This window comes from Bartonella phoceensis (assembly GCF_902825145.1).
Taxonomy (GTDB): domain Bacteria; phylum Pseudomonadota; class Alphaproteobacteria; order Rhizobiales; family Rhizobiaceae; genus Bartonella; species Bartonella phoceensis.
Map to the genome: position 1 here is coordinate 183,094 of NZ_CADEAD010000003.1, position 21,898 is coordinate 204,991.

General features: G+C 37.1%; 20 protein-coding genes. 7 read left to right on the top strand and 13 right to left on the bottom strand.

Annotation, left to right across the window (positions count from 1 at the left end):
• The first annotated feature begins 44 nt into the window (after positions 1-44).
• From glpD to cobT, 3 genes are all read left to right on the top strand, one after another.
• Entirely contained in the window at positions 45-1,565 is a 1,521-nt protein-coding gene (gene glpD, locus J7R07_RS04895; protein WP_208435786.1) for a glycerol-3-phosphate dehydrogenase, read from the top strand.
• Between the two features lie 475 nt (positions 1,566-2,040).
• A complete protein-coding gene (gene dusA / locus J7R07_RS04900) occupies positions 2,041-3,021 on the top strand; it encodes a tRNA dihydrouridine(20/20a) synthase DusA (RefSeq protein WP_208435787.1) in 981 nt (326 codons plus the stop codon).
• 392 nt (positions 3,022-3,413) lie between these two features.
• On the top strand, positions 3,414-4,421 hold the full coding sequence (gene cobT, locus J7R07_RS04905) for a nicotinate-nucleotide--dimethylbenzimidazole phosphoribosyltransferase (protein ID WP_208435788.1): 1,008 nt from the start codon (positions 3,414-3,416) through the stop codon (positions 4,419-4,421).
• Positions 4,422-4,447: 26 nt separating this feature from the next.
• On the opposite strand, the gene J7R07_RS04910 is transcribed toward cobT, so the two are convergent.
• The 8 genes from J7R07_RS04910 to topA all read right to left on the bottom strand — a co-directional run bounded on the left by J7R07_RS04910 (position 4,448) and on the right by topA (position 13,143).
• Positions 4,448-4,939: an Lrp/AsnC family transcriptional regulator gene (locus J7R07_RS04910; RefSeq protein WP_208435789.1), complete on the bottom strand. Its 492-nt coding sequence runs from the start codon at positions 4,937-4,939 to the stop codon at positions 4,448-4,450.
• Positions 4,940-4,959: 20 nt separating this feature from the next.
• Positions 4,960-5,595 carry a uracil-DNA glycosylase family protein gene (locus J7R07_RS04915; protein ID WP_208435790.1) on the bottom strand — a complete coding sequence of 212 codons (636 nt, stop codon included), beginning with the start codon at positions 5,593-5,595 and terminating at the stop codon, positions 4,960-4,962.
• Between the two features lie 30 nt (positions 5,596-5,625).
• Positions 5,626-6,171 (bottom strand): thermonuclease family protein, encoded by a 546-nt coding sequence (locus J7R07_RS04920; RefSeq protein ID WP_208435791.1) that lies wholly within the window; start codon positions 6,169-6,171, stop codon positions 5,626-5,628.
• A 355-nt stretch (positions 6,172-6,526) separates the two neighbouring features.
• Positions 6,527-6,694, bottom strand: coding sequence for a 50S ribosomal protein L33 (gene rpmG / locus J7R07_RS04925; RefSeq protein WP_005767215.1), 168 nt, complete (start codon positions 6,692-6,694; stop codon positions 6,527-6,529).
• 372 nt (positions 6,695-7,066) lie between these two features.
• A complete protein-coding gene (locus tag J7R07_RS08370; RefSeq protein ID WP_246464855.1) occupies positions 7,067-7,330 on the bottom strand; it encodes a hypothetical protein in 264 nt (87 codons plus the stop codon).
• 383 nt (positions 7,331-7,713) lie between these two features.
• A complete protein-coding gene (locus tag J7R07_RS08500; RefSeq protein ID WP_281384541.1) occupies positions 7,714-7,848 on the bottom strand; it encodes a hypothetical protein in 135 nt (44 codons plus the stop codon).
• A gap of 414 nt (positions 7,849-8,262) precedes the next feature.
• Positions 8,263-10,551: a ribonuclease R gene (gene rnr, locus J7R07_RS04935; RefSeq protein WP_208435792.1), complete on the bottom strand. Its 2,289-nt coding sequence runs from the start codon at positions 10,549-10,551 to the stop codon at positions 8,263-8,265.
• A 3-nt stretch (positions 10,552-10,554) separates the two neighbouring features.
• The gene (gene topA / locus J7R07_RS04940) at positions 10,555-13,143 is read right to left on the bottom strand and encodes a type I DNA topoisomerase (protein WP_208435793.1); all 2,589 of its coding nucleotides are present in this window, start codon (positions 13,141-13,143) and stop codon (positions 10,555-10,557) included.
• Between the two features lie 265 nt (positions 13,144-13,408).
• Here topA and J7R07_RS08375 point away from each other — a divergent pair, with 265 nt between their 5' ends.
• Entirely contained in the window at positions 13,409-13,615 is a 207-nt protein-coding gene (locus tag J7R07_RS08375) for a hypothetical protein (protein ID WP_246464857.1), read from the top strand.
• Here J7R07_RS08375 and dprA read toward each other — a convergent pair.
• From dprA to J7R07_RS04960, 4 genes are read right to left on the bottom strand one after another with little or no spacing between them, the layout of a single operon-like run.
• Positions 13,545-14,765 carry a DNA-processing protein DprA gene (gene dprA, locus J7R07_RS04945; RefSeq protein WP_208435794.1) on the bottom strand — a complete coding sequence of 407 codons (1,221 nt, stop codon included), beginning with the start codon at positions 14,763-14,765 and terminating at the stop codon, positions 13,545-13,547. The two genes, J7R07_RS08375 and dprA, sit on opposite strands and share 71 nt — an antisense overlap.
• A complete protein-coding gene (gene plsY / locus J7R07_RS04950) occupies positions 14,755-15,375 on the bottom strand; it encodes a glycerol-3-phosphate 1-O-acyltransferase PlsY (protein WP_208435795.1) in 621 nt (206 codons plus the stop codon). Before plsY ends, dprA begins: the two co-directional genes overlap by 11 nt.
• A gap of 17 nt (positions 15,376-15,392) precedes the next feature.
• Positions 15,393-16,688: a dihydroorotase gene (locus J7R07_RS04955; RefSeq protein ID WP_208435796.1), complete on the bottom strand. Its 1,296-nt coding sequence runs from the start codon at positions 16,686-16,688 to the stop codon at positions 15,393-15,395.
• Positions 16,685-17,650: an aspartate carbamoyltransferase catalytic subunit gene (locus tag J7R07_RS04960; protein ID WP_208435797.1), complete on the bottom strand. Its 966-nt coding sequence runs from the start codon at positions 17,648-17,650 to the stop codon at positions 16,685-16,687. The genes J7R07_RS04955 and J7R07_RS04960 overlap by 4 nt, the downstream gene beginning before the upstream one ends.
• Before the next feature lie 126 nt (positions 17,651-17,776).
• Between J7R07_RS04960 and J7R07_RS04965 the strand changes: the two genes are divergently transcribed.
• A complete protein-coding gene (locus J7R07_RS04965) occupies positions 17,777-19,405 on the top strand; it encodes an acyl-CoA dehydrogenase family protein (protein WP_208435798.1) in 1,629 nt (542 codons plus the stop codon).
• Here the strand turns inward: J7R07_RS04965 and ruvX are convergent.
• Positions 19,390-19,869: a Holliday junction resolvase RuvX gene (gene ruvX, locus J7R07_RS04970; protein WP_208435799.1), complete on the bottom strand. Its 480-nt coding sequence runs from the start codon at positions 19,867-19,869 to the stop codon at positions 19,390-19,392. The two genes, J7R07_RS04965 and ruvX, sit on opposite strands and share 16 nt — an antisense overlap.
• Positions 19,870-20,009: 140 nt before the next feature.
• Here ruvX and gatC point away from each other — a divergent pair, with 140 nt between their 5' ends.
• Complete coding sequence (gatC, locus tag J7R07_RS04975) at positions 20,010-20,297, top strand: Asp-tRNA(Asn)/Glu-tRNA(Gln) amidotransferase subunit GatC (protein ID WP_208435800.1); 288 nt, start codon at positions 20,010-20,012, stop codon at positions 20,295-20,297.
• 32 nt (positions 20,298-20,329) lie between these two features.
• Positions 20,330-21,814, top strand: coding sequence for an Asp-tRNA(Asn)/Glu-tRNA(Gln) amidotransferase subunit GatA (gene gatA / locus J7R07_RS04980; protein WP_208435801.1), 1,485 nt, complete (start codon positions 20,330-20,332; stop codon positions 21,812-21,814).
• The last annotated feature ends 84 nt before the right edge of the window (positions 21,815-21,898 follow it).

The window sequence follows — 21,898 nt, forward strand, 5'->3', positions numbered from 1 at the left end:
TTTTACTGTTGCTTTATTGAGCACAGTAGAACAAACTAAATTGAATGATGAAAAGTAAAATTACAAAAACCACAACGCATTATGACCTGTTTATCATTGGTGGAGGGATAAACGGATGTGGATTGGCGAGAGATGCAGCTGGACGTGGGTTTAAAGTAGGGCTAGCAGAGATGAATGATCTTGCCTCGGGGACATCAAGTGCATCGACAAAGCTTATTCATGGTGGTCTTCGTTATCTTGAACACTATGAATTCAGACTGGTTCGTGAAGCATTAAAAGAACGCGAGATCATTTGGCGTATGGCTCCCCATATTGTGCGTCCTTTACGTTTTCTTCTCCCTTATCATAAAGCATTACGTCCTGCGTGGATATTACGGTTTGGACTTTTTATGTATGATTATCTAGGGAACTGGAATCAAAAACTGTGGCGTAGTAGAACAATTAATTTTTCAAAAAATTTTTGTTCTACACTTAAGGAAGAGTATCAGAAAGGTTTTGAATATTCTGATACAAGGGTAGATGATGCGCGTTTGGTCATTGCTAATGCTCGTGATGCAGAAAGATATGGTGCTGATATAAAAGTACGAACAGAAGTTCTCTCTTTAAAGAGAAAAGAAAAAAAATGGCTTATAATGCTCCGAAATAAATTAAGCGGAAAAGAATATTGCGTCACGGCTTTTTATGTTGCAAATATGACGGGCCCTTGGATTAATAATATTCTAGCAAACGTGTTAGACTGTAAAGAGAATTCACCTGTACGACTTGTAAGAGGGTCTCACATTCTTGTTCCCAAGCTATATGATCATAATCGTGCTTATATTTTTCAAAACGGTGATGGGCGTATTATATTTTCCATTCCGTATCAAGAAGAGTTTACATTACTTGGAACAACAGATTGTGACTATCAAGGAGATCCTGCTCACGTTCATATTACAGATGCAGAAATTGATTATATCTGTACAGCAGCAAGTGAGTATTTCGTACAACCCGTATTGCGTGAAAATATCGTCTGGACTTATTCTGGAGTTCGCCCGCTCTATGATGATGGAACTTCAAAAGCACAAGAAACCACACGTGATTACGTTTTAAAAGAAATGGGGGCAGAAAGTATGCCACGAATTCTCAATCTTTATGGTGGAAAGATTACAACTTATCGCAAATTAGCAGAAGATGCGATGAAATTTGTTGAAGAAGCACTTGGGAAAAAGGGAGCGCCGTGGACAGAAAATTCAACACTTCCTGGGGGTGATTTTCCATATAATAGGCTAGACACAATCGAAAATAAAATTGCTCTTTTAATTCCAGATTTAGATGCTTTTACATATCGCAGACTTGCACGGTCTTATGGCTCTGAGGCATTAGTAATGTTTGCAAATGGTAAAGCAGATAAAGGAAAAGATTTTGGACATGGACTCTATGAAATAGAAGTCAAATGGTTAATAGAAAAGGAATGGGCTAAAACATGTGACGATGTATTATGGCGCCGTTCAAAGCTCGGGCTTTTGTTTAATGAGAAAGAAACTAATAGGCTTTCTGATTATATGGAAAACCAAAAAAGAAAGTGAAGAAGATTTATGATCTCTAAGCTTCAAAGGAATACCCTAGCATCTATTCGTGCAATCAATTGAAAAATATTGATGAAAAATGCGTTATAATGATACGGGGGGATGTGGTGTTTTTGTTTATTCTTTATAGTATGCAAATATCTTAGATACTGTTTTAGAGAGTATAGTCGTAGCTTTAAAGGGTACAGAGAAAAACCACTAAAAAAGATTTTTTAAGGTTATAATTTCGTGTCGTATACCACCAATTGCCTGGCCATAGTTTTAGAAATCATTCCGTTAGGAGTGATGTATATATTTTTTTCCATTGGTATTAACTCCATTCTAGGTCAACTGAGGAAAACAATTGGATAGAGAGTGTATTTCTACATCTTTAAGCGGCAGTAAAAAGAATAAAACTTTTCTGCGTATAAAAAAGTTGGAGACTTTGTATGTATGAATGGAAAACATTTAACAGAGATAAGAGAGTCATTTTCTTATGATATTTTATAGTCCTCCTTCATCAGTAAAATTTGCAGTAGCGCCAATGTTGGGCTGGACAGATCAGCATTGTAGATTTTTTTATCGTCTTTTAACAAAAAAAGCGCTCCTTTATACCGAAATGATTGTAGCCGATGCTGTGATCTATGGTGTTCGCGAACAAATGTTAGCTTTGAACGATAAAGAACATCCAATTGCATTACAATTAGGGGGAACAGATCCGAAAAAATTGGCAGAAGCTGCGCGAATTGCTGAAGAATTTGGTTATGATGAAATAAATCTCAATGTTGGTTGCCCGTCAAATCGTGTCCAAGCAGGTGTATTTGGTGCTTGTTTGATGTTGCATCCTGACATTGTGGCAAGTGCTGTGGAAGCGATGAAAAAAGTAGTAAGCGTACCTGTCACTGTCAAATGTCGTATTGGTGTGGATGAGCAGGATGAAGAATTCGCTTTAGATCTTTTAGCACATCAAGTTTGGAACGCTGGATGTGATGCACTCTGGGTACATGCACGAAAAGCATGGTTAAAAGGATTAAGCCCAAAAGAAAATCGCAATATTCCACCACTAAATTATGAAAGAGTTTATAAATTAAAACGTAAATATCTAAATAAATTCATTGGGATAAACGGTGGAATTAAATCTATTATTGAAATTAAAGAGCATTTGACTGTGTGTGATGCTATCATGGTCGGTCGACAAGTTTATCATGATCCAGCTTTGTTGAAATACATTGATTTTGAAATATATGGTAAATCGTATAGTGATCTGAGTGATCGTGATCTTATTGAAATTATGTGTGATTATGCTGCTCGACATATCGCGTTAGGAGGGCGACTTTCTCATGTGACACGTCACATGATTGGTTTATTTCATGGTCGGAATGGGGCTCGTCGATGGCGGCAAATATTATCAAATGATGCAACAAAAAACGATGCGAACGTTCATGTTTTGAAAGAAGCTTTTTCTGCTATCATTTAACGACAGTTTACAGATTAACCTATGTCCCATTTTAGATTTTCTAAAATCTTGATTCTTTGCAAAAATTTTTAAAAATTTAGATTCATAAACTTTAAGAAGCTATCATCTTTATGGTGAAGAAGATGTTTATATTCCATATTAAACAGTAAGTTGATCGATACTTTTTCATATGAAAATATAATTAATATTATAATATAATAATATAAAATAAATAATTGATAATATATAAGTTATAATAATGGTTCTTTAATTCAATAATAGAGTACAATAATAATTTCTCTCATAATATTCATTGTTTTTAAACCACTGCTTTGAAAAAAACAACAAATTATTCATATCCTATAATATGATGAGATTCTCAATAAACATTGCAGATTTAAAAAGGTAGCTTCATGACTGTTAGTCCATTTGATGATTTTCGCGCTTTACTCACAAATTTACCTATTGCTGATACGTTTTTTATAACTTTAGCAAAAAAACGGCAAGAAAAATTAACGAAAGCTCAAGGAGCTTTAGGAAAATTGGGAGAGATCGCGGTTTGGTATGCAGGATGGAGGGGAACAGAAAAGCCTGTCGTAAAACGACCCTTAGTTGCTATTTTTTCTGGGAATCATGGTGTTACAGAGGAAAATGTTACACCATTTCCGCAATCTATGACGCAAAAGATGGTCCAAAATTTTGCTTCTGGTGGTGCTGCTATCAATCAAATTTGCATAGCTTATGATCTTGGATTGAAGATATTTGATTTAGCACTAGAATATCCTACAATGAATATTACCAAAGATGCAGCAATGGACGAGCGTAGTGCAGCTGCTACAATGGCATTTGGAATGGAATCCATTGCGGATGGAACAGATCTTCTGTGTATAGGTGAAATGGGCATTGGAAATACAACAATAGCTTCAGCTTTGTGTTTAGCCTTATTTGGTGGAGAGGTTGAGGAATGGACAGGAAGTGGCATGGGATCTGAGGGTGAATTCTATCAGAATAAAATAGCGGCAGTCAAAGCGGCGGTGTCTTTACATAAAGACCATTTTGATGATCCTTTTGAAATCATGTGTCGCTTAGGAGGGCGAGAAATTGCAGCTATGGTTGGCGCTATTTTAGCGGCAAGAATGGAAAAAGTTCCAGTGATTTTAGATGGTTTTGTAGCAACCGCAGCAGCAGCGGTACTTTATAAAATGCATCCAAGAGCCCTTGATCATACTCTTGTTGGACATGTTTCTTCTGAGTCGGTACATCGTAAACTTTTAAAAAAAATTGGCAAAGAACCGCTTTTAGATCTAAAGATGCGTCTTGGTGAAGGAACAGGGGCAGCCATGGCAGCTGGTATTGTCAAAGCTGCTGTTTTAACACATACAAAAATGGCGTTTTTTGAAAAAGAGGATTTGATCGCCTAAAGAATAACAACATATTAAAAAAGCTTTTAAGAATTTTGTTCACTAGTTTTTTCTTGCAATTTTATGTAGTTGAGCGGAAGTTCTGTTGTATATTTAATCTGTTCCATTGCAAAAGAAGATGAAACGTCACGAATATCAATTTTAGCAATTAGTTTCTTATAAAAAAGATCATAAGCTTCAATATTAGGCACAACAACACGTAATAAATAGTCAATATCTCCGCTCATGCGATAAAATTCAATGACTTCACGAAATTCTCGCACAATTTTCGCAAAACGCTTAAACCATTCATGGCTGTGTGTATTGGTGCGAATGGAAACAAAAACAGTAACGTGTGCATTTACTTTTTCTGGGGAAAGAACAGCAACACGACGCTGAATAACGCCATCTTCTTCAAGTCTTTGAATTCGACGCCAGCAAGGAGTGGTTGAAAGCCCAACTCTTTTCGCAATATCAGCAACAGAGAGTGTCGCATTTTCTTGCAAAAGATGTAAAATTTTTCGGTCAAGACGATCCATGTTTTTTCTTAATATCCAGTTTATAAAAATTTACGTATTAAACTACGCATATACACAACAAGCTCATCGTTAAACCATGGATTTTTTTGTAACCAAGAAGTGTTTCGCCATGAGGGATGAGGCAAAGGCATAACATTATAGCCCCGAGGTTGACGGATGGAAAGAATATTTTTCCAATCATTGACGGTTTCTGAAACAGTTTTATGCTTTAATTCTGCAATATGCCATTTTTGTGCATAACCTCCAATAGCGAGGACAAGCTTTATCTGCGGCATCGCTTGAAATATTTTCTCGTGCCAGATTTCATGACATTCACGTCTTGGTGGTAAATCAGATTTATTTTTGTCATAGCCTGGAAAACAAAATCCCATAGGAACGATAGCAAAGAGAGATCTATTATAAAATTCTTCTTTTGTAACATTGAGCCAATTACGTAATCTTTCGCCAGAACGATCATTAAAAGGGATAGAAGTTTCATGGACACGTAACCCTGGTGCTTGACCTGCAATCGCAATCAGCGCTGTATCAGATAAATAAACTACGGGTTTTGGTTCATGAGGAAGAGGAGGAAGATAAAGTGGTTGTTGGACACAAACACGACAGGAATAAATCTTCTTCTCAAGCTCGATAATTGGGCTATAGGGTGATTGCTTCATTGGCAAATAGGGGATTAAAGAGTATTTTTCTTATTCTGTTCGAGGGTGTGCTCTTCGCCATTCTCTCGGTCTTTGAAAATATGATCGCCATATTCCTTTTTTTTTCTTTTTGGCTTCTTGCTCCTCTTCAGGGTAATCATAATAACTCACAGCCCAACCATTACGTACAAGTGTTGCGTTGATATTACTGACTTCTTTCGTTTTACATGTTGCAAGAATGCGGTGATATTTATCTTTTTTACGCCAGTAACATGTAACAGATTGATTTGCTATGAGTCGTTCTAAATATTTTTTTGCTTCAAGTCCACAGGAATAGTGAGTCTTTTTTCTACCACAAAATTGGTGAAGCTCAGGAGCATCAATTCCTGCAAGCCGGATTATCTTAGAAGAGATCGTGATTGAATCGCCATCAATGATAAATGCATGACCTTCAATGGATGTTTCAGATGAAAAATTTGCTTTGTAAGAGGGTGTTTGAGTCTGTTTAAAATAAATCATCATAACAAAAAAAATGAGAGAAACAACAAGAACACTAAAACTGCTAATCTTTAGACTAAAATGAGAATTTTTTTTCATGAAATTAAAGAAACTGCTACTATAATATGTTTAATTTAGTGAGAATTGCTTATAATCTTTGAAAAATTCCTATTTCCTCTATAAAAATATTGTTCCCTTCTCCTGAAGAAATTTTGTTATACTTATGTACTTTACATTATAAATAAAGCACAATATCACGTGAGATTTACGCTTATAATGTAGATAGGCAATAAAAAAATAAATCAACCCACCCATACCTGTAAAAAGCATACAAATTACAGATGTATTTATTTTCTTTAACGTAAAGGAAAAAAACCCACCCTTCAGGAAATCACTCTGAGGAGCAAGAAATTATATTCTTTTTACAGAACCTACCCGTAAAATAGCCAATCCACTATTTGATTTTTGTCTCTTTGAATTCGACGTGTTTTTTTACAATTGGATCATATTTACGCTTGCTCATTTTATCTGTCATTGTACGACTGTTTTTCTTTGTCACATAAAAAAAACCAGTATCTGCAGTTGACAAAAGCTTGATCTTAATTGTTGCTGCCTTAGCCATGATTTAAGATTCCTATTTACACTGAAAATAATACCACTCCGCTATCAAAATCGACTTTTGATGTAATCAGATTTTTTCGCAACACTACGGATGTTCTAAGAAAAGTCAAGAGTTGATTAATTTCCCCGTGAGTTGTACAAATACCAAAATCATATATAAGCAAAAAAACAAGCCATTGCCACTGAAAAACCAAATGGTTTAAAGATACCCATGATCTGTCTGATAATGGCCAACCCAATGAGCATACCAATTTCATAGCAGAAGATAAAAGCAGAATTTGTACTAACAAGTGTATGCCTCTTGAGACGTGCACCTAGATGTACAAACCTAATTGTAAAAATAATACACCACCAAGGAGAAAGAGGTCAAACATCAAAAGCCATTGGTATATTTTGTTATCCATGATATCACAAGAGTTCCCATAAAACCTAAGATAGCATAGCCCATAAAAAGATAACGTCGATTTTTTGCATAATCACTTATAATGCTGATAGAAATTAAGAGGAAAATATTACCAAATGTGAGAGTTGCCATAAAATTTGCAGCTACATTCTCATTATATCCGATGGATAGAAAAGGTGTTATAAGGGTTAATGCTTCCATTTGAACAGCACCATAAACAAGTACTGACATCATCGAGCTTGAGACATGAAAAAGATAGAAAAAAATAACGTATATTGACTCTTTTTAAATTCTGGACTCAATTTCCAAGCCACGAGAATTAGGATAGAAGCAAGTATCATAAGAACACAGTTCGTAGCAAATGGTGCCAATCCTTGTGTTTCTACTTTTACTAAGAGTGTGGGACTTATTGCAAATACTAATATAATAGCATAAATGGAAAGTACCAAATCACGTTTTTAGGTAGTGCACAGCTGTTGATCCAAAACTCCGATAGGATAAACATAAATGTAATATAAATTTTAAAATAAACCAAATCCACATTGGTCCAAAAAAATAGAATCCTAGAAAACTCAAATACCCTATGATCATCATAAGTAATATCGTTTGATAGACACCTAGGCATAAGGTGATTCGAGCAGTAAATGTGGCCGCAATAACCGTAGCAATCCCACAAACTGTTCTACTATAGCCAATGGCACTATTGAAATACCTTGCTTGGTCATGAGAAGTGAAACAAACTGTGTTTCCATTCCTAATGCTATTTCAACAGTACTAATAGCTATATAGCTACAATGATGGCACGCAAAAAATAACTTTAAGGGATCAAAACTTTTTTATCATGAGGGTAGCTTAATTGCGCCTTTGTTTATTTAATCAATAAATAGTTGATTTGAAATCAAAAAAATTAGAATCTATCGTTTGTAAATTCTCTAATTCATATAGTATAAAGAGTACCATCGGATTTTTTATATGTTTACTATCGATTAAAAAATATAACCTTATACGCTAAAAAATTAATTATACACATATAAAATAGTACAATGATAGTATACCACAGACCATTTTTTATTTTAAAATTATCGCTGTTTTGTACTTTTATCATTCATATTTCATTGAAGGAGAGAGAAATAAAATTATATTTACCCCGTAAAATTTTAAAATTTTCAGTTCATATTTCTTCTTCCATAAAAAGTATGTTTTCGTTTCTTCGTTATGAATTTGCTTTTATGGTAAGAGGTACATGAAAAGGTGATTAAACGAGGTTCTGTTAAAAGCTCAAAGTATAAAGCACCAGCGAAGGGCTGTACTGTTACAAGTTTTACCTCCACTCTATCACTTAGTTGATAACCTTTATGACTATGCTTTCCTACAAGAATATGTTGCATTTCATCAAAATAATAATAATCATCTTTCAAGGTAGAAATATGCACAAAACCCTCTGTATTGAGTTTATCAAGTGAGATAAAAAGGCCTGCTTTTGTGACTCCAGAAACACGGCCTGTAAAGATACGACCTATTTTATTGGTTAAATAGTGTGCGACAAGCCGATCAATGGTTTCTCTTTCAGCCATCATTGCACGACGTTCATATAAAGAAATCTGCGTGGCTATTTCTGCAAGACTTTGTTCTTGTGTTTCTGTTAACTGATCATTTCCTAATTTTAAGGCTTTAATGAGTGCGCGATGAATAATAAGATCAGCATAACGACGAATAGGTGATGTAAAATGCGTGTAATTATGTAAGTTTAAACCAAAATGGCCAATATTTTTAGGATTATATTCAGCTTGAGATTGGGCACGCAAAATAACCTGATTCACCAATTCTTGTTGTTGAGTATTCATAACTTTTGCTAGAATGCCATTGAGACGTGCTGATGTAAGCTCTGCACCTCGAGAGAGTGATATCCCCAAACTTTGAAGAAAAGTTCGCAGTACTTCTTGTTTTGCAAGAGAGGGTTTATCATGGATACGATAGATGAGGGGCTGATGATGCTCTTTTAATATTTCAGAGGCTGCAATATTCGCTTGTATCATGAATTCTTCAATCAAACGATGAGCTTCTAAGTGTGGTTCACTCACAATATCTTTGATGCACCCATTCTGATCAAGAATGATCTTTTTTTCTGATATCTCTAGTTCCAGCGGTTGTCGACGATTCCGCGCAATTTTGAGACACTTATAAGCTTCCCATAATGGCTGCAAGACACTCTCAAAAAAGGGGGTAATTTTTTTATTTATATTTCCTTCAATTGCTGATTGAACTTCTTGATAAGAAAGCTTAGCTAACACACGCACTACAACACGATGAAAACTATGTTTTTGTTTGTTCCCATTCGCATCAAAAATTATACGAACGGCTAAAGCGGGTCTTTCTTTTCCTTCACGTAGAGAACATAAGTTATTAGAAATGCGTTCTGGTAGCATTGGCACAACATGATTAGGAAAATAAACAGAATTGCCTCGTTTTAATGCTTCTTTATCTAAAGCACTTCCGGTTTTTATATAGTAAGAAACATCTGCAATTGCGACGACAATAACCCAACCACCAGGATTTGCAGGATCTTTATCCTTTGTTGCATAAACAGCATCATCATGATCTTTTGCATCTGGTGGATCAATTGTAATAAGTGGCAATTGCCGCCAATCTTCACGATTTTCTATATTGGCAGATTTTATATGTTTTACTTGCTCGAGAACATCTTCAGGAAAAATATAAGGAATCCCTTTCGAGAGAAGAGCAATCATCGACAATGTTTTTTCATTCTCAATATGCCCTAAAACATTCTTTATTTGTGCGCTTTTTGGCCCATAACCAGTATTTTTTTTAATTTCAACTTCAACAAGATCGCCGGATTGTATATTTATTTTTGAAGATATATCAGAGATATTAATGATGATTTCATTCGTTTTGCGCTCTATAGGGTCAAGTCGCCATTGGTTAGTTTTTAATTTTCGTACAATACCAAATGCACTCTTTGGAGACACATCAATTTTACGGATAACTCGCCCTGTATAGGAAGCACTCTGAGGTATTTTATTTCGAAGAATTTTTACAAGAAGATGATCTCCTACACCAACACTTTCTCCTTTTATACGATGAAAAGGACGTATTTCAATATTCGGTTTTGGACCCTTTTCCCATTCAAGAGGTTGTGCAATCAAACCGCCGTCTTCATCACATCTACTAATTTTCACCAAAGTAACCGGTGGTAACTTTTCCTTCTTTATTGCTCTTTTACGCTGTTTTGATATAAGGTTTTCATCCTTCAATTCACGTAATATACTTCTCAACCAGACACGAGAATCATCTTTTAAATTAAAAGCTTTGGCGATTTCACCTTTACTTGAGTGATCAGGATTCTCATTAATAAAGGAAAGAATTTCTGCCTTTTTGGGCAGATTTTTCATATTAAATGATTGAAAATATTTTGTTTTTTTCTTTCTTGTAGCCAAAATTTATGTCTCTTTTCTTTTGGGAGGAGCTCTTTTTGTTGTTACTTTTTTATTGGAAGCTTTACCGGTTGTTTTTTTACCAGATTCTTTAGCTGATATAAGTTCTAATGCTTCTGAAAGTGTTACACTAATTGGTTCTTTATCCTTTGGCACTGTTGCATTAATTTTGCCCCAATTAACATACGGACCATAACGCCCATTGCGTACTGTAACAGCTCCTCCATCAGGGTGCTCTCCTAATGTTGCAAGTGCTGCAGATACTGTTCTACTTCGCATTGTTTTATTTTCTCGTTTTTCAGCCAGCACTGTTACAGCGCGATTTATGCCAATATCAAAAACTTCATCTGCATGAAGAAGAGGGGTGGATTTACCATCGTGTGTAAGATAAGGACCGTAGCGCCCGATTGTTGCTGTAATTATTTTGCCTGTTTCAGGATGTGCACCAATTTCACGGGGCAGGGATAGTAAGGCCAAGGCTTTATCAAGAGTCATATTTTCTGCTTGCCATTCTTTTGGTAACCCTGCACGCTTGGCTTCTTTGCTTTCACCAAGTTGAATATAAGGTCCAAAACGTCCATTGCGAAGAGAAATATCTTTTCTTGTTTCAGGATCAATCCCAAGCATAACAGGCTCGTCATTGCGTACAGCTTCATTCTCTTCTCCAGTGTCTGTTCCAAGTTGGCGTGTATATTTGCATTCAGGATAATTGGAACAGCCAACAAAAGCACCGTAACGACCGAGTTTTAATGATAATTGACCATTTTTACAGAGAGGACAGGAACGTACATCACTTCCGTCTTCGCGTTCAGGAAAAGCGAGAGGTGCTAATGTTATATTTAAAACGTCAAGGACATTTGTTATACGGAGTTCTTTAATGTTGGTAATAGACGCATTAAATCCATCCCAAAAATCACGCATGACATCTTTCCAAGAAAGTTTTCCATCCGATATAAGATCCAGTTTTTCCTCGAGATCTGCTGTGAAACCGTATTCTACATAGCGATTAAAGAAATTTTCAAGAAAGGCTGTAACGATGCGTCCTTTAGCATCAGGAACAAGCTTTCGTTTATCAATTATAATATATCCGCGATCACATAATGTGGATAATGTTGATGCATAGGTTGAAGGACGACCGATTCCTAGCTCTTCAAGCTTTTTAATTAAAGAGGCTTCAGAATAACGGGGAGGTGGTTCTGTAGTGTGTTGAACAGCTGCAACTTTTTCTTTTGTAAGCGATTCACCAGAGTTTATTTGTGGCAAACGTGTTGTTTCATTTTCGTCATTGTTTTCTTCTTCTCGTTGATCAGTATAGACAGAAATAAAGCCATCAAAACGAACAACAGAACCCGTTGCACGCAAATTTGCGCGGTTCTCCCCTTGTTGTGCTTCAATTTCAACAGTTGTGCGTTCAATTTCAGCAGAAGACATTTGGCTGGCAATAGCACGCTTCCATATCAATTCATAGAGCTTTGCTTGATCGCTGTCGAGAAAATTGCGCACTTGAGTTGGGATTCGTCGAAAATCTGTTGGGCGAATAGCTTCGTGCGCTTCTTGTGCATTCTTTGCTTTTGTTGAATAAAAACGTGGTTTTTCAGGAATATAATCACTGCCAAAAGATTCATGAATTACTTTTCGTGCTGAATCAATAGCCTCTGAAGCTATCTGCACACCATCGGTACGCATATAAGTAATCAGTCCAGCCATTTCACCATTAATTTCAACACCTTCATAAAGTTTTTGAGCAATTTGCATAGTACGAGAGGCTGAAAATCCTAATTTTGAAGAAGCCGCTTGCTGTAAAGTGGATGTTGTAAACGGAGGAGAAGGATTTCTCTTTGTAGGCTTTGCTTCAACACTGAGTGTACGATATTTTGCTTCTTCTAACATAAGACGAATTTGGTCTGCTTTTTCTTGAGATTGAATGTCAAGTTTGCCAATTTTTTTTTGATTAAAAATTGTTAATTTTGCTTGGAAACTATCATTTCGGATGGTTTTTAAATTCGTTGTAAGAGACCAATAATCTTCTTTAATAAAATGTTCTATTTCTGATTCACGATCACAAATAATACGTAAGGCAACGGATTGAACACGGCCAGCCGAACGTGCACCAGGAATTTTACGCCATAAAACAGGTGAGAGTGTAAAACCAACAAGATAATCAAGAGCGCGACGTGCAAGATAGGCATCTACAAGTGATGTATCAATATCACGCGGATTGTTCATGGCATCAAGCACAGATTTTTTAGTAATGGCATTGAACACAACCCGTTTAACAGGTTTATCCTTTAAAACTTTCTTTTGGCGAAGCACATCAAGAATATGCCATGAAATTGCTTCTCCTTCCCGATCAGGGTCCGTTGCTAAGATCAGACTATCGGCTTCTTTAACCGCTTTTACTATTTCATTTAAACGCTTAGCGGCGGCGGAATCTATATCCCATTTCATAGAAAAATCTTGATCGGGCAGAACAGAACCATCTTTTGCAGACAAATCACGAACATGTCCAAATGACGCGACTACTTTGTATTGAGATCCAAGATATTTATTAATTGTTTTTGCTTTTGCTGGAGATTCAACGATAACGATATTCATAATTTTACCCGAATATTGAAATGAAAGTTTTTTTATAACCTCCTTTCATACGAATAGCTAATAGCAATTCGTTAAGAGCACATAAAAAAAATATTAGCCATATAAAAAACATTAATATTGTACAACTTGTGATTGTTATTATTAAAACACACCCTATATGGAACTATAAGATTTATTTTTCACTGTTAATACAAAAAGATACGACAAAACACTAAGATAACATCTATTGAGAAGTAGGAGGGAAAATGCTCAAGGATAGAGGATTATGTTTATAAATCATTTAAAAGTTATCCAATATATTACAGATATGTCAAAACAAATGAATCAGATGGCACGTCAAGCGCATAGCCCGCTTCTAGCGTTGCTTTTGGATATGGTCGCCAAAGAAGGACAAAGCATTATTAATAGTGCTGAGGCTCTTGGGGAAGATCCAGACTCGACAATGACACATAACCACCAGAGTGTCGAATAAGCTTTCCAGCAAGCTCAAGCTCTATTAATAAGAGATAGAGGTTTGAGAGTGCAACACCTGAATGGGTGCTGAGTGTATCTAAATCAATTGGCGTTGTGGAAAGAGCGGAAAGAATAGCTGCGCGCTCTCTTTCATCTCCAACACAAGAAGAGGTGTTGTTTTTTTTATCAATTATACTCAAATTGTCTTTTTTAAGTTGTAAAGAGATTGGTTTTTCTTCCTCAAAAAAATTGAGTTGGGACGGAGTAGCGGTTGGAGTTAATGGTGTAAGTATTTCTATAATGTCAGAAGGATGTGTGGTGAGTAGAGCACCATCCTTAATGAGGTTGTTTGTACCAACGGATCTTGGATCAAGTGGAGAACCGGGAATGGCAAAAGTTAACCGTCCCATTTCTGCAGCTTGACGTGCGGTAATTAAGGATCCTGATCGTAGTGCAGCCTCTACAACCAAGAGACCAAGTGATAATCCTGCAACAATGCGGTTTCTTCTCGGAAAATCGATAGCGCGTGGCCTCCAAGAAATGGGCATTTCACTGATAATTGCTCCACCGCTATTGATAATATCTTCGTGAAGTCTTTTGTTTTCAGGGGGATAGATGTAATCAATCCCACCAGCCATCACTGCTACTGTACCTGTTAACAAACTTGCTTGATGCACAATACTATCAATTCCACGAGCAAGCCCAGAGATTGTTGTAAAACCGGCATCTCCAAGAAAATGAGCAAATTGAGCGGCGAGTTTTTTGCCAGCCGCTGAAGCATTTCGAGATCCCACAATCCCAACGGAAGGTTTCTCAAAAATTGAAACATTACCTTTTATAGCAATAAGGGGCGGTGAAGCTTCCATTACTTTAAGAAAGGCTGGATAATCCGGTTCTCCTACACCAATGAAGCGAATACCTAACCTTTCAGCTTTTTGCATTTCTTTTTCCGCTTCTTCTATCGTTGTTATCCGAACAGACGTAGGAAGGCCACCCTTTCTACTAAGCTCAGGCAGTGCTTCTAGAGCATTTTCTGCTGTTTTATAATGGTCAATGAGATTGCGAAAACTCACTGCTCCTATATTTTCGCTTCGCAATAACCGTAACCAGTTTAGACGTTGACGATCCGTGAGCAGAATTCCTTTGTTTTTTCCCGTTTTAAGTGCCAATCTTGTTTTCTCTCCCACCTAATAATCTACCGATATTTGCGTAATGTTTTGTAATCACCAATATGCTCATAGTGATCAACATACAATGCAAATAGAGATAAGGATAGGAAAAATAAACAAATACTGGAGTAATAACCACAGCAATGAGTGCGGATAATGAAGAATAATGCGTGAGGAGAAAAATTGCCATCCACACAACAATAAAAACAATTGCTGCTGGCCAATAAACTCCTAAACATATACCAAGATAGGTAGCAACGCCTTTGCCACCTTTAAATTTCAGCCATATGGGAAAAAGATGTCCTAAAAAGGCAAGAAAACCAGCTAGAGAAATAAGAATACTATTTTCTATCGGGGCCTTTAAAAATTTTATAACAAGAATAACAACAGTGCCCTTCAACATATCGCAAAGAAGTGTTAGAGCGGCAATTTTTTTATTTCCTGTCCGTAGAACATTTGTAGCTCCAATATTTCCAGAACCAATTGTTCTCACATCGCCAAGTTTGGCTAATCGCGTAAAAAGCAAACCAAATGGGATCGATCCCATGAGATAGGACATCAGAAAGATAAACCATGTACAAAATTGAAAAAGTGTTTCACCTTCATTCATTAGAGATCTCATTTAAGTTATTGATCAAGTTTAAAAATTGATTGTCCTTTAACAAAAGTTTGGACAACACGTCCTTGGAAGTGCGCATTCTCAAAAGGTGTATTTTTTGAACGTGAATATAGCCTCTCTGCAGAGACTACCCATGGTTCCTCAAGATCAAGCAAAATAAGGTCTGCATGAACACCTTTTTTGAGTGTACCTGCATTAAGGCCGAAGAGTTTTGCAGGTGCCGTTGATAAAAGTTCCGTCAATCGTAGAAGAGATATAGTGTCATCATGGTAAAGACGCAAAGCCGCACTCAATAAAGTTTCCATACCAATGGCACCTGCAGTTGCATCATTAAATGGTAAATGTTTTGTGTCGATATTTTGAGGATCATGAGAAGAGACAATAATATCCACTGTTCCATCTTTTATTGCTTCAATCATTGCCATACGATCTTCTTCTCCACGTAATGGAGGCATAAAACGGAAAGATGTACAATATTCACCAATGTCATTTTCATTAAAAGACAGGTGATTAATAGATACACCAGCTGAAATCTTCTCACTACGTTGTTTGCCTAAGCGAAGGGCATCAGCGGACAATCCTGTCGATATTTGTGCAGCATGATAGCGTGTTTGTGTCAATGCAGCTAAGCGCAAATCTCTCTCAAGTGGAATAACTTCTGCTTCTCGAGGTATTCCGGAAAGACCAAGCCAACTAGCGAGCAGTCCTTCATTCATAACACCTTTTCCTATAAGGTCCTTATCTTGTACCTCATGCATCAAGGGAACGTCGAAGTCACATGCATAAGTCATTGCACGTCGCATAACAGATGAACTTTGAAGTGTTTTTTTGCCTTCACTAAAAGCAACTGCTCCTGCATCTTTTAGCAAGCCAAATTCGGTTATTTCTTGTCCGTTAAAACCTTGAGTTATTGCAGCAACGGGATAAATATTGACTGATGACATTTCCCTTGCTGTATGCATAATAAATTCAACAAGCGCTATATTATCTATGACTGGATTTGTGTCTGGCATCATAAGGAAAGAAGTAATACCACCTGCTGCTGCAGATTGGCTTGCTGATGCAATTGTTTCACGCCACTCATTTCCTGGTTCTCCAACAAAAACGCGTGCATCAACAAGTCCGGGTAAAATTGTTTTGTTTTGTGCATTAATAATCTCTGCCCCTTCAGGAATACCCTGATTTGAGGCCTCTTTTCCAGCAGCTGAAATCCGTCTATTTTCAACAATGACTGTGCCAATTTCGTCGATTTTGCGCGAAGGATCAACAATACGAGCATTTTGAAAAACAATTGGCTTTGTCATTTTTTTTCTTCCCTTGACTGAAGGCGTGAATTTAATAAAGCCTCCATGACAGCTATACGTACAGCGATCCCCATTTCTACTTGTGTATGAATCATACTTTGTGGTCCATCTGCTATATCAGATGCGATTTCTATACTACGGTTTATTGGGCCAGGATGTAGAATAATGCAATCCTTTTTGGCATAAGCTAAATTTTTTTTATGTAAACCGAAATAATAAAAATATTCACGAATAGAGGGAATAAAGGAACCTGCCATACGTTCATATTGTAAGCGTAGCATCATGATAACATCAGCATCCTTAAGGCCTTCTTTCATTGTCTTAAAAACCTCGACCCCCATCTCGGTAATTCCCGTGGGCAAAAGTGTGGAAGGAGCAACGGCACGAACCCGGGCTCCCAAAGCATTGAGACTGAGGATATTGGAACGCGCAACACGTGAGTGCAAAATATCTCCACAAATTGCAACAGTTAATCCTTCAATACGGCCTTTTGCTCTTTTAATGGTCAGAGCATCTAATAAAGCTTGTGTTGGATGTTCATGGACACCATCACCTGCATTAATGACACAACAATCAACTTTTTGTGCTACCAAAGCAGCTGCTCCAGCGCTACTATGGCGAATGACGAGTATATCTGGTTTCATCGCGTTAAGGGTTGTAACTGTATCAATCAATGTTTCCCCTTTTTTTACAGATGAATTGTCAATAGCTATACTCATCACATCTGCTCCCAATCGTTTACCGGCTAATTCGAAAGAGGATCGTGTTCGCGTGGAAGCTTCAAAGAAGAGATTTATTTGGGTACGCCCATATAAGATCGATTTTGTTTTATCAATTTTTTTAGAAAGGGTAACATTTGCATCTGCACGATCAAGCAATATAGTCAGGTCTTGTACACTCAAACCTTTAATACCTAAAAGATGTTGGTAGGGGAAAAGGGGAAAAAAAGTATTTTGAATCATAGCATTCTTTTTTATCTCTCTCTAAACAGATTAAACAAGCATTTGTTTAAATATGATAAATGTTTTTTTAACTGCAAAAAGACAAATAGTCTATGATATGAATGATTTGAATAATGGAATATGCCTATGAATGCTGTGTCTACGCAAAATATCCGCCGAAAAAATGCGTTTCTTAGTGATACGCTTATGTTTCGTATTGCTTCTACTTTGCCTAAGTTTTTATTAGCAAGTTTTGAAGAAATAGGAGATTTTGTAGCGAGTCGTGAAGCATGGGAGCTTTCTTATTTGGCGAATCGTTATCGACCAGCATTACGCTATAACGATGAATGGGGACAGCCAACAGAAAAATTAGAGATACATTCCTCTTATAAAACGCTTCAACAATATTCTAGACAAGCTGGTTTGGTGACCTCGCTTTGGGAAAATATCCCCTCAGAAAACGGGGTACGCTATCAAGCACGTGCTATTCGCTTGGCTTTATCTGCTAATCTAGAAACAGGGCATTTGAATGAGGTTATTACGGCAAGTGCAGCTATTGCTGTCTTAATCAGTGATGTTGAGCTTTTTAGAAAATGGCAAAATGTACTCTTATCACGTCAATATGATTTATCGTCCAAGCCTGTTAATAGCAAAAAGGCAGCTTCACTTACTTGTGCTTTTGATGATGTTGAACAACCCGAAAAACACTCCTTCAATTTTCCAAGTGTTAAGAAGATTTCTTTTGATGAAAAAATGGGACGTGATCTGTATCGCTTAAATATTATAAAAACCAACGTTATTAATCCTATAGTGGATGGATATCTTGTGAGTGCAGAGTTAGATGGTCATTTAAGCTGCTTTTTAGTCCCACGTATCCAAGAAAATGGTTCGTTAAATGGGGCCATATCAATTCTTCATTTGCTTCAGCGTTCCGGAGAATCTTTAACGCCAGAGGGTGTTGTTGATTTTCAGGGGTGTTATGGTTGGCTTTTGGGAAATATTGGGGAGGGATTTAAAATCATTAAAGATATTGAAACGATGATGCGTTTTGATCAATCTGTCGTATCAGCGGGTATTTTGCGCGCTGCACTTCAATTGGGCATAGATTTTTTTCGGCAAAAAATGCCAGATCAGCCTTTATCACCACTGACAGAACGTATTTTTGCAGATATCGCACTGGATGTTGCTGCTGCACAAGCATTAGTTTTGCGTTTAGCTCGGGCATTCGACCATGCTGCAAGTGATCGCTCTGAAGCAGCTTTTGCGCGCATCATGACGCCTATTATTACCTATCATGTCAGCCAATTAGTTATACCTATTATTGGTGAAATTATTGCACAACTTGGCATCAAAAGTTTTATAGAAGGCAATCCATTATCACAAATGTTATGTAATAGTCCTGCACGAATCGTAAGAAATATTTCTGCTAACCAATTGGTAAAAGATGCAATTCTCATCGCTGAAAAAGCACCAGGATTATTTCAGAAATTGTTAGAAAAAATTGCTCTTGATATTGGGCCAGCAGGACCACGAACTATCGAGATCATTAAGTCTGCTGTAGAAATGGCATCGGCAAACGAGGGAGCAGGAAGATTTTTTGTTGAACAAGTGGCGTATGCGGCTGCAGCTGCATCATTACGTTCTACAGATATAGAGCATGTTGCAAATGCCTATATGGAGAGCCGACTTGGAGGACAATGGAGATCTTCCTATGGGATGCTTATTGCACGATATAATGCAGGACATTTGTTAAATGTTCTTTATCCCTCTATATGATGAAGGCTTTGAATTCTGTTGAGAGCACCTTGCAATATGAAAGCGGCAGAAGCCGAATCAATGCGGGTTGCTCTCTTAGCACGCGATACATCCATTTCTAGAAGAGAGCGTTCTGCAGCAATTGTTGATAAACGTTCATCCCAAAAAACAAATGGAATTTCTGTATATGCTTCCATATTGCTTACAAAAGTTCTAGTTGCTTGAGCGCGAGGACCACTGCTTCCATTCATGTTAAGAGGTAGGCCAATGACAATAACCCCTACGTTTTCACGATTAAAAAAATTTATTAACGTGTAGACGTCTTCCATAAACTTTTTTCGTTGGATTACAGAACGCGGATTTGAAAAAGTGAGCCCTATATCAGAAACTGCAATTCCGATGGTTTTTGTGCCCAAATCTAAACCTGCTATTGTTTGCTTAGGTAAAAGATGTGTAATAACTTCATTTATATTAATAATAGCCATGGAGTTTATAATTTGGGTCTTTTTATGTTTCAGGTTTATATTATATTTTTTATTCGCGTTATCAATGTTCTTGTGCTTGCAAACGTAGCCTTGTATACCCGATAAATGAATATCAAAATAAAAAAGCAGAAAGGCATAATATGTCTGTTAATCAAGAAACAGTCAAGCGAGTGGCACATTTAGCACGTATTGCTATCCATGACGATAAAGCCGAACGTATGACAAAAGAACTCAATGTCATTTTAAGTTTTGTAGAACAATTGCGTGAAGTCGACGTCAGTCATGTTGAACCATTGACCTCAGTGATACCAATGACTTTACGGATGCGTGAAGATCATGTCACAGATGGTGATAAAGCAGAAGATATCATAGCAAACGCACCTGCTATAGAAGAGAATTTTTTTCTTGTCCCAAAAGCCGTCGAGTAGCTTTTTTATATTTTAAAAACTTGAGAACCAATATGACCGATTTAACAACCTTCACAATCGCAGAAGCCCGTGATGCTCTTATTAAAAAAGAATTCACAGCAACCGAATTAACAGAATCTTATTTAAAAGCGATTGAAGTAGCTAATCCAACTTTGAACGCTTATGTCGCAATAACAGCAGAACAAGCAAAAAAAATGGCTGCTGAATCAGATAACCGTTTGGCTAAAGGGCAGGGAGGAATTTTAGAAGGAATTCCGTTGGGAATTAAAGATCTTTTTGCAACACAGGGTGTCCATACGCAGGCCTGTTCACATATTCTTGATGGTTTTCAGCCACATTATGAATCAACGGTAACTGCTAATTTATGGCAAGATGGAGCCGTTATGTTGGGTAAGCTTAATATGGATGAGTTTGCTATGGGTTCTTCCAATGAGACATCCTATTATGGTCCTGTTATTAGTCCATGGAGAAAAAAAGGTTCCCATGAAAAACTTGTACCTGGTGGTTCTTCAGGTGGTTCTGCAGCTGCTGTTGCCGCGCAGATTTGTGCTGGCGCGACAGCAACAGATACCGGTGGTTCAATACGTCAACCAGCAGCATTTACTGGAACAGTCGGGATTAAACCAACTTATGGGCGTTGTTCACGGTGGGGAACTATTGCCTTTGCCTCATCACTTGATCAAGCAGGGCCTATTGGACGGGATGTCCGTGATTGCGCTATTTTACTTCAATCAATGGCTTCCTTTGACGAAAAAGATGCTACTTCGGTTAATGTACCCATTCCTGATTATGAAAGTTATCTTGGTCAATCAATAAAAGGAATGAAAATTGGTATTCCTAAAGAATATCATCTAGAAGGGATGTCTCCAGAAATTGTCGAGCTTTGGCAAAAAGGAATGAATTGGCTCAAAGAAGCAGGTGTTGAAATAAGAGATATTTCATTGCCTCATACAAAATATGCTTTGCCTGCTTACTATATAGTCGCTCCCGCAGAAGCGTCTTCTAATTTAGCACGTTATGATGGTGTTCGTTTTGGTCTTCGCATACCAGGAAAAGATGTCATTGAAATGTATGAAAATACCCGCTCAGCTGGTTTTGGTGATGAAGTAAAACGGCGTATTTTGGTTGGTACTTATGTTCTCTCCTCAGGATATTATGATGCCTATTATCTTAGAGCTCAGAAAGTACGAACACTCGTGAAACGTGATTTTGATCAGTGTTTTGCCTCCGGCATCGATGCTATCCTTACACCCGCAACACCAACACCCGCTTTTGGCATCGCCGATGAAAAAATAAAACATGATACTGTGGCAATGTATCTCAATGATATTTTTACTGTACCAGTTAATATGGCAGGTTTGCCAGGAATTTCTGTTCCTGCTGGTCTCTCATCAAATGGTTTACCATTAGGATTGCAATTGATTGGTAAACCTTTTGCTGAGGAAGTTATTTTTCAAATAGCTTACATTATAGAACAAGCAGCTGGAACATTCAGAACTGAAAAATGGTGGATGTAATCATAAAAAACGTATTTCAAAAAGCATTTCTTTCACACCAAAGAAATGCTTTTAAGAAGAATGAAATCCCCTATTTTTAATATA